The sequence below is a fragment of the Pseudomonas sp. Y3 TE3536 genome, assembly GCF_053629175.1.
The window spans coordinates 1,808,048-1,822,729 of sequence record NZ_JBRJHU010000001.1; the positions used below are offsets into that span (position 1 = coordinate 1,808,048).

Annotated in this window: 4 protein-coding genes (1 of these 4 running past the window's edge); 3 read left to right on the forward strand and 1 reads right to left on the reverse strand. The window is 60.4% G+C overall.

From position 1 onward, the window contains the following. Positions 1 to 9,348 carry the 5' end (the start) of a retention module-containing protein gene (locus tag AB7M33_RS08170; protein WP_454242690.1) on the reverse strand. The gene continues 18,294 nt to the left of window position 1, outside the view, so the window shows 9,348 of its 27,642 coding nt (coding positions 1-9,348); the start codon lies at positions 9,346 to 9,348; its stop codon lies beyond the left edge, outside the window. A 350-nt stretch (positions 9,349 to 9,698) separates the two neighbouring features. On the opposite strand from AB7M33_RS08170, the gene AB7M33_RS08175 reads away from it, so the two are divergent. The 3 genes from AB7M33_RS08175 to AB7M33_RS08185 are packed head-to-tail and all read left to right on the forward strand — an operon-like array spanning position 9,699 to position 14,603. Beyond that, positions 9,699 to 11,036 carry a TolC family outer membrane protein gene (locus tag AB7M33_RS08175; RefSeq protein WP_454242691.1) on the forward strand — a complete coding sequence of 446 codons (1,338 nt, stop codon included), beginning with the start codon at positions 9,699 to 9,701 and terminating at the stop codon, positions 11,034 to 11,036. A gap of 44 nt (positions 11,037 to 11,080) precedes the next feature. Next, positions 11,081 to 13,237, forward strand: a complete 2,157-nt coding sequence (locus AB7M33_RS08180) for a type I secretion system permease/ATPase (protein WP_027595480.1) — start codon at positions 11,081 to 11,083, stop codon at positions 13,235 to 13,237. Positions 13,238 to 13,244: 7 nt separating this feature from the next. Next, positions 13,245 to 14,603 carry an HlyD family type I secretion periplasmic adaptor subunit gene (locus AB7M33_RS08185; protein WP_027595479.1) on the forward strand — a complete coding sequence of 453 codons (1,359 nt, stop codon included), beginning with the start codon at positions 13,245 to 13,247 and terminating at the stop codon, positions 14,601 to 14,603. The last annotated feature ends 79 nt before the right edge of the window (positions 14,604 to 14,682 follow it).

The following is a 14,682-nucleotide window of genomic DNA, read 5'->3' on the forward strand; positions in this document are numbered from 1 at the left end:
GTCGATCGGCAGACCGTCTTTGTTGGTCAGGGTGATGGTGTAGGTGATCGCACCGCCTTCGGTGACCGAAGGCGTAGCGGTCAGCTTGGCCACCACGTCATCCGTGGTGTCAGTCACTTTGACCGACGCCGCATCGCCCAGCTGCAGGTTTTCGAAGTCACGGCCGTCAACATCGACGGCGGACGTGATACCCAGCTCGATTTCGCCGGCGTCTTTATAGACGTCATCGCCTTGCGCGTCGTGGGTGTACGGCGCGCTGGTTTCACCGGCCTTGATGGTCACAACCGCATTGTTGCTCAGCGTCACAATCAAGTCGTGAGCCAGGGCAGTATTGATGTGAACGGTGAAGGTCGGCTTCACGTTCTCAGCAACCGAAACCTGGTCAGCGGTGATGGTGACTTTGACCAGATCACCTTCGTTGCCCGGCGTGCCTGGCTCGTCGGTCACAGCGGTGCTGACCGGGGTCTTGTCCAGAACCAGGTTCTCGAACTTGCCGACATCCGCGCCGTCGACGGTGGCGATCGATTTGACCACCGCGTCATTGGTACCAACGTAGACGTTGTCCGGGGCAGTCACGGTGGTGAAACCGCTGGTGCTGTTGGCCGGCACAGTAATGACGGTGGTGCCGTCGCTCAGCGTGAAGGTCAGCGCCGAGTGTTTATCGATCGGCAGACCATCTTTGTTGGTCAGGGTGATGGTGTAGGTGATCGCACCGCCTTCGGTGACCGAAGGCGTAGCGCTCAGCTTGGCCACCACGTCATCCGTGGTGTCAGTCACTTTGACCGACGCCGCATCGCCCAGTTGCAGGTTTTCGAAGGCACGGCCGTCAACATCGACGGCGGACTTGATACCCAGCTCGATTTCGCCGGCGTCTTTATAGACGTCATCGCCTTGCGCGTCGTGGGTGTACGGCGCGCTGGTTTCGCCAGCTTTGATAGTGACGGTGGCGTTGTTGCTCAGGGTCACGACCAGGTCGTGGGCCAGCGCGGTGTTGATGTGGACTGTGAAGGTCGGCTTCACGTTCTCAGCAACCGAAACCTGGTCAGCGGTGATGGTCACCTTGACCACGTCGCCTTCGTTGCCCGGCGTGCCTGGCTCGTCAGTGACAGTGGTGCTGACTGGAGTCTTGTCCAGAACCAGGTTTTCAAACTTCCAGGCGTCAGCGCCGCTAACCCCCTGCAGGCTCTGCTCGACCGGTGGGTTAGTGCCGGTGTAGACGTTGTCCGGGGCCGTTACGGTAATCGAACCGGTGGTGCCGTTGGCCGGAACGGTGATGACCGTTTTGCCGTCACTCAGGGTGAAGTACAACGGCGCGTGGTTATCGATCGGCAGACCGTCTTTGTTGGTCAGGGTGACGGTGTAAGTGATCTCGCCGCCTTCGGTGACCGAAGGAGTGGCGGTCAGCTTGGCGATGACGTCGTCAGTAGTGTCAGTCACTTTGACCGACGCTGCGTCACCCAGCTGCAGGTTTTCGAAGGCACGACCATCGACATCGACCGCGGACTTGATACCCAACGAGATCTCGCCAGCGTCTTTGTAAACGTCATCGCCCTGTGCTTCGTGGGTGTAAGGCGCGCTGGTTTCACCGGCTTTGATGGTGACGGTGGCATTGTTGCTCAGGGTCACGACCAGGTCGTGAGCCAGCGCGGTGTTGATGTGAACGGTGAAGGTCGGTTTGACGTTTTCCGCCACCGAGACTTGATCAGCAGTGATGGTGACTTTGACCACATCGCCTTCGTTGCCAGGGGTACCCGGCTCGTCAGTGACAGTGGTGCTGACTGGAGTCTTGTCCAGAACCAGGTTTTCAAACTTCCAGGCGTCAGCGCCGCTGACCGCCTGCAGGCTCTGCTCGACCGGTGGGTTAGTGCCGGTGTAGACGTTGTCCGGGGCAGTCACGGTAACCGAACCGGTGGTGCCATTGGCCGGAACGGTGATCACCGTTTTGCCGTCACTCAGGGTGAAGTACAACGGCGCATGGTTATCGATCGGCAGACCGTCTTTGTTGGTCAGGGTGACGGTGTAGGTGATCTCGCCACCTTCGGTTACCGAAGGGGTGGCGGTCAGTTTGGCGATGACGTCATCAGTGGTGTCGGTGACTTTGACCGACGCCGCGTCGCCCAGCTGCAGGTTTTCGAAGGCACGGCCATCGATGTCTGCTGCCGACTTGATACCCAGGCTGATTTCGCCAGCGTCTTTGTAGACGTCATCGCCTTGCGCTTCGTGGGTGTAAGGCGCGCTGGTTTCGCCCGCTTTGATGGTGACGGTAGCGTTGTTGCTCAGGGTCACGACCAGATCGTGAGCCAGGGCAGTGTTGATGTGAACGGTGAAGGTCGGTTTGACGTTTTCCGCCACCGAGACTTGATCAGCAGTGATGGTGACTTTGACCACATCGCCTTCGTTGCCAGGGGTACCCGGCTCGTCAGTGACAGTGGTGCTGACTGGAGTCTTGTCCAGAACCAGGTTTTCAAACTTCCAGGCGTCAGCGCCGCTGACCGCCTGCAGGCTCTGCTCGACCGGTGGGTTAGTGCCGGTGTAGACGTTGTCCGGGGCAGTCACGGTAACCGAACCGGTGGTGCCATTGGCCGGAACGGTGATCACCGTTTTGCCGTCACTCAGAGTGAAGTACAACGGCGCATGGTTATCGATCGGCAGACCGTCTTTGTTGGTCAGGGTGACGGTGTAGGTGATCTCGCCACCTTCGGTTACCGAAGGGGTGGCGGTCAGTTTGGCGATGACGTCATCAGTGGTGTCGGTGACTTTGACCGACGCCGCGTCGCCCAGCTGCAGGTTTTCGAAGGCACGGCCATCGATGTCTGCTGCCGACTTGATACCCAGGCTGATTTCGCCAGCGTCTTTGTAGACGTCATCGCCTTGCGCTTCGTGGGTGTAAGGCGCGCTGGTTTCGCCCGCTTTGATGGTGACGGTAGCGTTGTTGCTCAGGGTCACGACCAGATCGTGAGCCAGGGCAGTGTTGATGTGAACGGTGAAGGTCGGTTTGACGTTTTCCGCCACCGAGACTTGATCAGCAGTGATGGTGACTTTGACCACATCGCCTTCGTTGCCTGGGGTACCCGGCTCGTCGGTCACAGTGGTGCTGACCGGGGTCTTGTCCAGAACCAGGTTTTCGAACTTCCAGGCGTCAGCGCCGCTGACCGCCTGCAGGCTCTGCTCTACCGGTGGGTTAGCGCCGGTGTAGACGTTGTCTGGCGCGGTTACGGTAATCGAACCGGTGGTGCCGTTCGCCGGAACGGTGATCACCGTTTTGCCGTCACTCAAGGTGAAGTACAACGGCGCGTGGTTGTCGATCGGCAGACCGTCTTTGTTGGTCAGGGTGACGGTGTAGGTGATCTCGCCACCTTCGGTTACCGAAGGGGTGGCGGTCAGTTTGGCGATGACGTCGTCAGTGGTATCGGTGACTTTGACCGATGCCGCGTCGCCCAGCTGCAGGTTTTCGAAGCCACTACCGTCAACATCGACGGCAGACTTGATACCCAGGCTGATTTCGCCAGCGTCTTTGTAGACGTCGTCGCCTTGCGCTTCGTGGGTGTAAGGCGCGCTGGTTTCGCCCGCTTTGATGGTGACGGTAGCGTTGTTGCTCAGCGTCACGACCAAGTCGTGGGCCAGGGCAGTGTTGATGTGAACGGTGAAGGTCGGCTTCACGTTCTCAGCAACCGAAACCTGGTCGGCGGTGATGGTGACCTTGACCAGGTCGCCTTCGTTGCCCGGCGTGCCTGGCTCGTCAGTGACAGTGGTGCTGACCGGGGTCTTGTCCAGAACCAGGTTTTCGAATTTCCAAGCGTCAGCACCGCTGACCGCCTGCAGGCTCTGCTCTACCGGTGGGTTAGTGCCGGTGTAGACGTTGTCTGGCGCGGTTACGGTAATCGAACCGGTGGTGCCGTTCGCCGGAACGGTGATCACCGTTTTGCCATCACTCAAGGTGAAGTACAACGGCGCGTGGTTGTCGATCGGCAGACCGTCTTTGTTGGTCAAGGTGACGGTGTAAGTGATCTCGCCGCCTTCGGTGACCGATGGGGTGGCGGTCAGTTTGGCAATGACGTCGTCAGTGGTATCGGTGACTTTGACCGATGCCGCGTCGCCCAGCTGCAGGTTTTCGAAGCCACTACCGTCAACATCGACGGCAGACTTGATACCCAGGCTGATTTCACCGGCGTCTTTGTAGACGTCGTCACCCTGTGCTTCGTGGGTGTACGGCGCGCTGGTTTCACCGGCCTTGATAGTGACGGTTGCGTTGTTGCTCAGCGTCACGACCAGGTCGTGAGCCAGGGCAGTGTTGATGTGAACGGTGAAGGTCGGTTTGACGTTTTCCGCCACCGAGACTTGATCAGCAGTGATGGTGACCTTGACCACGTCGCCTTCGTTGCCAGGGGTACCCGGCTCGTCAGTGACAGTGGTGCTGACTGGAGTCTTATCCAGAACCAGGTTTTCGAACTTCCAGGCGTCAGCGCCGCTGACCGATTGCAGGCTCTGCTCTACCGGTGGATTAGCGCCGGTGTAGACGTTGTCCGGGGCGGTCACGGTAATCGAACCGGTGGTGCCGTTCGCCGGAACGGTGATGACCGTTTTGCCGTCACTCAAGGTGAAGTACAACGGTGCGTGGTTGTCGATCGGCAGACCGTCTTTGTTGGTCAGGGTGACGGTGTAAGTGATCTCGCCGCCTTCGGTTACCGAAGGGGTGGCGGTCAGTTTGGCGATGACGTCATCAGTGGTGTCGGTGACTTTGACCGACGCCGCGTCGCCCAGCTGCAGGTTTTCGAAGGCACGGCCATCGATGTCTGCTGCCGACTTGATACCCAGGCTGATTTCGCCAGCGTCTTTGTAGACGTCATCGCCTTGCGCTTCGTGGGTGTAAGGCGCGCTGGTTTCGCCCGCTTTGATGGTGACGGTAGCGTTGTTGCTCAGGGTCACGACCAGATCGTGAGCCAGGGCAGTGTTGATGTGGACGGTGAAGGTTGGCTTGACGTTCTCAGCAACCGAAACCTGGTCAGCGGTGATGGTGACCTTGACTACATCGCCTTCGTTGCCTGGGGTACCCGGCTCGTCAGTCACAGTGGTGCTGACCGGGGTCTTGTCCAGAACCAGGTTTTCGAACTTCCAGGCGTCAGCGCCGCTGACCGATTGCAGGCTCTGCTCGACCGGTGGGTTAGTGCCGGTGTAGACGTTGTCCGGGGCGGTCACGGTAACCGAACCGGTGGTGCCGTTGGCCGGAACGGTGATCACCGTTTTGCCGTCACTCAAGGTGAAATACAACGGCGCGTGGTTATCGATCGGCAGACCGTCTTTGTTGGTCAGGGTGACGGTATAGGTGATCTCGCCGCCTTCGGTAACCGAAGGGGTGGCGGTCAGCTTGGCGATGACGTCGTCAGTGGTATCAGTCACTTTTACCGACGCTGCGTCGCCCAGCTGCAGGTTCTCGAAGGCACGGCCGTCAACATCGACCGCGGACTTGATGCCCAGGCTGATTTCGCCGGCGTCTTTGTAAACGTCATCGCCTTGCGCTTCGTGGGTGTAAGGCGCGCTGGTTTCGCCCGCTTTGATGGTGACGGTAGCGTTGTTGCTCAGGGTCACGACCAGATCGTGAGCCAGGGCAGTGTTGATGTGGACGGTGAAGGTTGGCTTGACGTTCTCAGCAACCGAAACCTGGTCAGCGGTGATGGTGACCTTGACTACATCGCCTTCGTTGCCTGGGGTACCCGGCTCGTCAGTCACAGTGGTGCTGACCGGGGTCTTGTCCAGAACCAGGTTTTCGAACTTCCAGGCGTCAGCGCCGCTGACCGATTGCAGGCTCTGCTCTACCGGTGGGTTAGTGCCGGTGTAGACGTTGTCCGGGGCAGTTACGGTAATCGAACCGGTGGTGCCGTTCGCCGGAACGGTGATGACCGTTTTGCCGTCACTCAAGGTGAAATACAACGGCGCGTGGTTATCGATCGGCAGACCGTCTTTGTTGGTCAGGGTGACGGTATAGGTGATCTCGCCGCCTTCGGTAACCGAAGGGGTGGCGGTCAGCTTGGCGATGACGTCGTCAGTGGTATCAGTCACTTTTACCGACGCTGCGTCGCCCAGCTGCAGGTTCTCGAAGGCACGGCCGTCAACATCGACCGCGGACTTGATGCCCAGGCTGATTTCGCCGGCGTCTTTGTAAACGTCGTCGCCCTGTGCTTCGTGGGTGTACGGCGCGCTGGTTTCACCCGCTTTGATAGTGACCTGAGCGTTGTTACTCAGGGTCACAACCAGGTCGTGGGTCAGAGCGGTGTTGATGTGGACGGTGAACGTCGGCTTGACGTTCTCAGCAACCGAAACCTGGTCAGCGGTAATGGTGACCTGCACCAAGTCGCCCTGGTTACCGGTACCTGGAGTACCCGAACCCGGTTCGTCCGTCACAGAAGTGGTGACGGTTTCATCACCCAGAGTCAGCTTCTCGAAGCTGTCTGCACCCGAAACCGACTCAAGCTTGTTGGCAATAGCGGCCTGGCCGCCGACGTACACGTCATCGTTAAGCGTGATGGTCGCGGTACCAGAGGCACTGTCAGCCGGAATCGTGACTTTTGTGCCGTCGGTCAGGGTGAAGGTCAGTGCCCCGTGCTGAGTGACCGAAAGCCCCTGCGCGTTGGTCAGCGTGACGGTGTAGGTCACCTGGCCGCCTTCCGCCACAGTCGCCTTGTCGACAGTCAAGGTTGCAACGACTTCGCTGATGGTGTCCGAAATCTCGACGGTAGCTGGGCCGCCGATGGCCAGATGCTCGAAGGTTGCACCCGAAACAGTGGCATCGGTGACGCTCAACGTCACGGAGCCCGCGTCCTTGATGACGTCATCGCCCTGAGCCGGGGTCTTGTACTCGACTTCGGTCTTGCCAGCCTCGATGGTGACGGTTTCGCCATTCGACAGGGTCACGGTCAGCGGACGGTCCAGCGCCTGGCTCACTTTGATCGTGAAGGATGGCTGCTGGTCTTCAGTGACATTACCGTTACTGACGATGCTTACGGTGACGGTATCGACACTGTCATTGATTACAGTGGACGCTGGGGTTGGGTTCGGCGTCAGTTGCTCGAAGTTGCCGCCAGTGGCGTCCTTGATCGTGACACTTAGGGTCGAGCCGTTATTGTAGACATCGTTGGCCGGGGTCTGGAAATCAACGCTGCCTTGAGTCTTGCCGGCTTCAACGGTGATGGTCTGGCCATTGGACAGGGTCACGGTGACCGGCGTCTGCGCAGGGTTGCTCAGGGTCACGGTGTAGGTGATCACGCCGCCTTCGGTGACCGACGGATTGGCAGTCAGTGTTGCGGTAGTGACGTCCACCGAATCATTGATCGTGGTTTGCGCCGGCGTTAGGTTCGGCGTCAGTTGCTCGAAGTTGCCGCCAGCAGCGTCCTTGATCGTGACACTTACGGTCGAGCCGTTGTTGTAGACGTCGTTGGCCGGGGTCTGGAAGTCAACGCTGCCTTGAGTCTTGCCGGCTTCGACGGTGATGGTCTGGCCGTTCGACAGAGTAACAGTCACAGGCGTCTGGGCAGGGTTGCTCAGCGTCACGGTGTAGGTGATTACGCCGCCTTCAGTCACGCTTGGCGACGCAGTCAGGGTCGCGGTAGTGACATCTACCGAATCATTGATCGTGGTCTGCGCCGGGGTCGGGTTCGGCGTCAGCTGCTCGAAGTTGCCGCCAGTAGCTCCAGTGATGGTGGTGCTAACGGTCGAGCCGTTGTTGTAGACGTCATTGGCCGGGGTCTGGAAATCAACGCTGCCTTGAGTCTTGCCAGCTTCAACGGTGATGGTCTGGCCGTTCGACAGGGTGACGGTGACCGGCGTCTGGGCAGGGTTGCTCAGGGTCACGGTGTAGGTGATCACGCCACCTTCGGTGACCGACGGATTGGCAGTCAGGGTGGCGGTAGTGACGTCTACCGAATCATTGATCGTGGTCTGCGCCGGCGTTGGGTTCGGCGTCAACTGCTCGAAGTTACCGCCAGTGGCACCGGTGATGGTGGTGCTAACGGTCGAGCCGTTGTTATAGACGTCGTTGGCCGGGGTCTGGAAATCAACGCTGCCTTGAGTCTTGCCGGCTTCAACGGTGATGGTCTGGCCGTTCGACAGGGTCACAGTCACCGGAGTCTGGGCAGGGTTGCTCAGGGTCACGGTGTAGGTGATTACACCGCCTTCAGTCACGCTTGGCGACGCAGTCAGGGTCGCGGTAGTAACGTCGACCGAGTCATTGATCGTGGTCTCGGCCGGCGCAGGGTTAGGCGTCAATTGCTCGAAGTTACCGCCAGTAGCACCGGTGATGGTGGTGCTAACGGTCGAGCCATTGTTGTAAACGTCATTGGCCGGCGTCTGGAAATCAACACTGCCCTGGCTCTTGCCAGGCTCAATGGTGATCGTCTGGCCATTGGACAGGGTCACGGTGACCGGCGTCTGGGCAGGGTTGCTCAGGGTCACGGTGTAGGTGATCACACCGCCTTCGGTCACCGAAGGGGTGGCGGTCAAGGTCGCCGTGGTGGTGTCGATGGTATCGGTAATCTGCGTAACCGCCGGCGTTTGCGGCAGGGTCACGATCAGACCGTTACCACCGGTGGTGCCGGTTACGGTGGTCGAAATCTGACCACCGTCGATGTACGGGGTGTCATTGGCCGGGATGGTGACGTTGACGCTACCGCTGGTCTGCCCTGCCGGAATGACGATCACTGCGCCGTTGGCCAGGGTGACGATCAGGTTGGACGTCGGCGCCTGGCCAACTGTCGCGGTGTAAACGATTACGCCACCCGCTTCGGTGATGGAAGGGGTGGCGTTGAGTACAAGGGCGGTGGAGACGTTGGTCTCCGTTGTGGGCGGAATGACCTGGTTGTTGTTGCTGGTGTCCACCGCGCCAACGTCTTCATTGTCCAGCGCTGCGGCAAAGCCCAACGGCCCGGTTGGGAAGCCGATGCTCGGGTCGACCCGGCCTGCGGTCTCCTCAAGCATGACGAAGCTGTGGCCACCGCCCAGCGCACCGCCACCGCCCGCCGCTGCCGGGCCTGCTGCGGTAGCTTCAAGCTCGGTGGTCGGGTCGACACCCGCGGCGATCGCCTGCTGCAGCTCTTCAACCGACGGTGCAGCCTGCGCAGTGGCCTGGCTCAGGTCGGCGCTGCTGTAAGGCGCATCCGCGCTCCACTGGCTGTCACGGCCCAAGTCGAGCATACGGCCGTCGGCCAACTCGAGGGTTACCGCGCCGCCTGGGCCGGTGAGGACTTCCTCACCCGCCAACAGGCGGTCACCTTCGATGAGTACACGCCGGATGCCCTCTGGGGATACCGCAATAACCTGGCCGACAATGCTTTTGACGATGGCTACAACGCTGCTCATTGGACTCTCCGTGTGACCCGATTGGGGTACTTCCCTGCCAGAGCGGCGCTCTTGAAAGCCACTTCAGGCGGAACTGTGTCGATTGATGTGTTGACGATTTTGACGTCAAAATTCCGTCTATAACTGTTTGGAATTAACTATCTGCCAAACTATTGACCTTATACTCGCCATCCTAAACAATCGGCAATGTAATGTCACATTGATATTTGCACCTTTGCCACCCCTTCCTTTAGTACTAATCCAGTGCCCGTCGGAAGTTCGCTCATCGGTCAGATCAGGTGCCATTTTCCAGGCCCTGAAAACCTTCAACCGTGATTCAGGACAACTGCGCCTTCGGGAACCCGCCAAAAATGCGTGCGTCACTGTTTACCGTTCTTCCCATCACCCTAGCCGCCACGTTCGTACAAGCACAATCCTTGCCCGAAGCCATGCAAACAGCCCTTGAGCGACACCCGGAAATCCAGGCCGGCGTGAATGCTCGCGTGGCGGCGGATTACCAGCTGCGCGCGGCCCAGGGCGGCTACTTGCCGAGGGTCGATGTAACGGCGGGCTATGGGCGCGAAGGTACCGATAGCCCGAGCACCGGTAACCGCTGGGACACACTGAACCGAGGTGAGTCAGCAATCCGTCTTCGCCAAATGGTTTTTGACGGTTTTGCCACGTCAAACGAAGTCGACCGTCAACAAGCCACCGCCAACGCCCGGGCCTACTCCCTGATGGGCACCTCCGAGCGCACCGCACTCGACGTCGCCCAGGTGTATCTGGATGTGCTGTCGCGGCGCGAGATGGTGCGCCTGGCCGAAGACAACCTGAGCAACCACGAACGTATTCTGGATCAGATCAAACTGCGCACCAGCCGCGGCGTCGGCCGCCTGGCTGACCTGGACCAGGCCGAGGCACGCCTGGCCCAGGCGCAAAACAACCTGATCACCGAGAAGACCAACTTGGCCGATGCCAGCACCAATTACCTCAGCGTCGTCGGCCAGATGCCCGATGAACTGAGTGCACCGGCGCCGTTCATCGACCTGCTGCCCGCCACGATGGATGAAGCCCGCACGCAGTTGGTTGAAAGCAGCCCGGTGCTGCGCTCGGCCGAATCGGACGTTGCCGCCGCAGAAAAACAGTACGAGGCCGCAAAGTCGTCCTTCTACCCCCGCTTCGATGCAGAACTCGGACGAACGGCGGATAACAATATCGACGGCACAGCAGGCCATAACAACGAATGGCAGGCTATGCTGCGAATGAACTTCAACCTGTATGCTGGCGGCAGCAACAAGGCAGACCTGGAGTCCAAGTCGTACCTGTCCAACCAGGCGCTGGATATCCGCAACAATGCCTTGCGTCAGCTCAATGAAGAGTTGGGCCTGGCATGGAATGCTCAGGAGAACGCCAACGCCCAGTTGCCGATCGCCCAGCAGTACGTCGATCACAGCAACCGTGTGCGCAGCGCCTACCAACAGCAATTCAGCCTGGGCGAGCGAACCCTGCTCGACTTGCTCGACAGCGAGAATGAAACCTTCACTGCCCAGCGTCGCCTGGTGGAAGTGAAGAACATACAATTGTTTACTCAGTATCGAATCAAGGCGACCATTGGCCAACTGCTCAAGAGTCAGGGTGTTGTAGCCCCGATGGCCACCGTTGTGCAGAACGATCTGAAACCAAGGGTGAGCCTGCCAGGCCTGAACTGAGGCCCACCCTGCCCCACCCACCGCAAGGATGAAGAGAGCGCCGCGTGGAATCCGAAGTCAGTCGAGTCCAACTCAGCCACGATCCACGCAGTCAGCATGACGATCCCTTGCTGGATAGTCTGCTGAGCCTGTGTGTCCTGCACCAGAAACCTGCAAGCCGGGTCATGCTGACCACCGGCCTGCCGCTGCCCGCGCAGCGCCTGAGCCCCGAGCTGCTGCCCCGTGCGGCGGCCAGGGCCGGCCTGCAGGGGCGGCTGCTGCAGCGTAAACTGGAGCAGATCCCCAGTATCGCCATGCCTGCCATGCTGTTGCTCAAGGAAGGCCGCAGCGCCGTCCTGCTGGGCTGGGAGAATGAAGACACCGCACGCCTGCTGCTCAGCGAGAGCGATGGTGGCGAGGTGCACGTCAGCCGCGAAGCGCTGCTCAGTGACTACAGCGGGCGTGTGTTCTTCGCCCAGCCGCAGCACAAGTTCGACGTCAACCACGGCAACCTCATCCCGCGCGCGAAATCCTGGTTCCGCGACACCTTGCTGCGCAGCAAATGGCTGTATATCGACGCCATCGCCGCCAGCCTGGTGATCAACCTGATCGCCTTGGCAGCGCCGCTGTTCGTGATGAACGTGTATGACCGGGTGGTGCCCAACCAGGCGACCTCGACCCTTTGGGTGCTGGCCGTCGGCATCGCCGGGGCCTACTTCTTCGACCTGATCCTCAAGGGCCTGCGCGGCCTCTGCCTGGACTTGGCCGGCAAGAAGACCGACCTGATCATCTCGGCGACCTTGTTCGAACGTATCGTCGGGATGTCGATGAAGTACCGCCCCGCGCGGGTCGGCAGCTTTGCCCAAAACATCCATGAGTTCCAGGGTTTACGCGACTTCCTCGCCTCTTTGACCCTGACCAGCCTGATCGACCTGCCGTTTACGCTGCTGATCCTGATCGTCATCGCCATCATTGGCGGGCACCTGGTGTGGATCCCGGTCATCGCCTTCCCGCTGGCCCTGGGCATCGGTTACGCCCTGCAACGGCCGCTGATGGCGACCATGGAGCGGACCATGGCCCTGGCCTCGGAACGCCAGTCGAGCCTGATCGAGACCTTGGCAGGCCTGGATGCGGTCAAGGTCAACAACGCCGAAAGCGAGCGCCAGTACATGTGGGAACAGACGCTCGGCACCCTCAGCCGTCTGGAACTGCGCGTGAAGGTGCTGTCGAGCCTGGCGATGAACATCACCCTGCTGATCCAGCAACTGGCTGGCGTGGCGATGATTTGCGTCGGGGTCTACATGATCATCGACGGCAACCTGAGCATGGGTGGCCTGGTCGCCTGTTACATGCTCAGCGGCCGTGCCCTTGGCCCGCTGGGGCAGCTCAATGGTTTGCTGGCCCGCTATCAGCAGGCCAAGGTGACCATGGTTTCCACCGACCACATGATGGAGCTGCCTCAGGAACGCAACTTCGAAGAGCGCCCACTGAGCCGCCGGGTGCTGCAAGGCAGCATCGAGTTCCGTGGGGTGGACTTCACCTACCCTAACCAGCAGAACCTGGCCCTCAAGAACATCAACCTGACCATTCGCCCCGGCGAGAAGGTGGGCATCATTGGCCGAAGCGGTTCGGGCAAGAGCTCGTTGGCCAAGCTGATCGTTGGCCTGTATGAATCCGACGGCGGGTCGCTGCTGGTCGATGGCGTGGATATCCGCCAGATCGACGTCAGCGAGCTGCGCCACAATATCGGCTACGTGCCCCAGGACATCCAGCTGATGGCCGGCACCCTGCGCGACAACCTGGTCAGCGGCGCCCGCTACATCGAAGACGAAATGATCCTGCAGGCCGCAGAGCTGGCAGGTGTTCATGAGTTTGCCAGGCTGCACCCTGACGGCTATGAGCTGCAGGTGGGCGAACGTGGCCAGAACCTCTCCGGCGGCCAGCGGCAGAACGTCGCCCTGGGCCGTGCATTGCTGCTCAACCCACAGATCCTGCTGCTCGACGAACCGACCAGCGCCATGGACAACACCGGTGAAGAGCGCCTCAAGCAGCGCCTGCAGGCGGTCATCGAAAACAAGACGGTGCTGCTGGTGACCCACCGCGCCTCGTTGCTGTCGCTGGTGGACCGGCTGATCGTGATCGATCGCGGGCAGATTGTCGCCGACGGCCCGAAAGCCGCGGTCATGGATGCGCTGAAGAAGGGGCAGATCAGTGTTGCATAAGCTCGATATGGGGCAATTCAAGGATGGCCTGCGGCGCTACTTCAAAGGCTCCGACTCGCTTGGCGGGCAGCCACTGCCTGAGGTCAACAAGGCGCTGATCGAGGACGCGCCACGGGTGGTTCGCCTGACCATCTGGGGTGTGATCGCGTTTTTCGTGTTCATGATCGTCTGGGCCAGCGTTGCGCCGATCGATGAGGTCACGCGCGGCGAAGGCAAGGCCATTCCGTCGTCCAAGGTGCAGAAGATCCAGAACCTTGAGGGCGGCATCATCGCCGAGATCTACGCCAAGGAAGGGCAAATCGTCGACGTCGGCCAGCCCTTGCTGCGCCTGGACGAAACCCGCTTCGCCTCCAACGTCGGTGAAACCGAGGCCGACCGCCTGGCCATGGCGCTGCGGGTCGAACGCCTGAGTGCCGAGGTCGAAGACCGCCCGCTGAAAATCGATGAAGAACTGCGCAAGGCAGCGCCCAGCCAGGCAGCCAACGAAGAGTCGCTGTACCTGAGCCGGCGCCAGCAACTGCAGGACGAAATCGGCGGCCTGCAGCAGCAGTTGGTACAGCGCCAGCAAGAGCTGCGCGAGTACACCTCCAAGCGCGCCCAGTACGCCAACAGCCTGCAACTGCTGCGTCAGGAAATCGCCATGTCCGAGCCGCTGGTGGCCCAGGGCGCGATTTCCCAGGTCGAAGTGCTGCGCCTGCGCCGTGCCGAAGTGGAGAACCGTGGCCAGATGGACTCTACCGCGCTGGCCATCCCGCGCGCCGAGGCGGCCATCCGCGAAGTGCAGAGCAAGGTCGAGGAGACCCGTGGCAAGTTCCGCAGCGAGGCGCTGACTCAGCTTAACGAGGCCCGCACCGAGCTCAATAAGGCCACTGCCACCAGCAAGGCATTGGATGACCGGGTACACCGCACCATGGTTACCTCGCCAGTACGCGGTATCGTCAAGCAGCTGCTGGTCAACACCATCGGCGGGGTCATCCAGCCGGGTAGCGACATCGTCGAAGTGGTGCCGCTGGACGACACGCTGGTCATCGAGGCGAAGATCCTGCCCAAGGACATCGCTTTCCTGCACCCTGGGCAGGAGGCGACCGTCAAGTTCACCGCCTATGACTACACCATCTACGGTGGCCTGAAGGCCAAGCTGGAACAGATTGGCGCCGACACCATCACCGATGAAGACAAGAAGACCACGTACTACCTGATCAAGTTGCGCACCGACCGCAGCCATTTGGGCACCGACGAGAAGCCGCTGCTGATCATCCCCGGGATGGTGGCGACGGTGGATATCATGACTGGCAAGAAGACCATCATGAGCTACTTGCTCAAGCCGATCATGAAGGCGCGTTCGGAAGCCTTGCGCGAGCGTTGAGTCTTACGCAATCCCGGTAGGAGCAGCCTTGTGCTGCGAAGAGGCCAGTGGCAGCACCGAGAATCTTCTGTGCTGCCGC